Source organism: Oleiphilus sp. HI0066, assembly GCF_001635725.1.
The window spans coordinates 1-627 of the sequence record NZ_LWFH01000090.1 but is presented as its reverse complement, the minus strand read 5'-3'; the positions used below and the strand labels follow the sequence as shown (position 1 = coordinate 627).

Here is a 627-nt window from a genome sequence, read left to right as displayed (position 1 = left end):
ATTCAACGCCACACTACGCTGGCGGGGCACGTCATCCGTGTTGCTAATTCACCACTTTATACACCAAATGCTTCAATGGTCTCATTGCAGCAAGCCATCGCGCGCTTGGGTCTAAACGCGATATGCGAAATATCTTAGGGGATCGCCTTAAACGCGAAGCTTTTTAATGCACCAAAATTTGAAGATCGACTTGTTGCCATTTCACAGCACGGTTTTTGTTGCGCTATTTGGGCGAAAGAGCTGGCGCGAGCGCTTCAAGAGAGTGTTGAAACAGCATTTTTATGCGGCCTTTTGCATGGCATAGGTAGACCCGCATTTTTGCAATTCTATTCAGACATGAGCTCCGCCGAACAGCTCAAATTGACGCCAGCTCAGGTATTGGAATTAGAGGACGTGTTTCATCCTCTATTCGGACAAGAGATTAATAAAGCGTGGGAGATACCAGAGGCAGTGTGTGATGTTGCGCTATTTAGTCAGACGCCTTCTCAATCAGAAAAGTATCAAACCCAATGTGCATTGGTACAGGCTGCATCGTTGCTCGCCAAAGCGAGTTTAGAAGATCAAGATTTAGAACCTTTAAAAGCAAAAGCCATTTTTTCAACGCTAAATTTATACACCGATGCGCTC

General features: G+C 45.5%; 1 pseudogene. It reads left to right on the top strand.

Annotated elements, in window-relative coordinates:
• Positions 1–627 (top strand): annotated as a pseudogene (locus tag A3738_RS30365) (HDOD domain-containing protein); the annotation flags it as partial.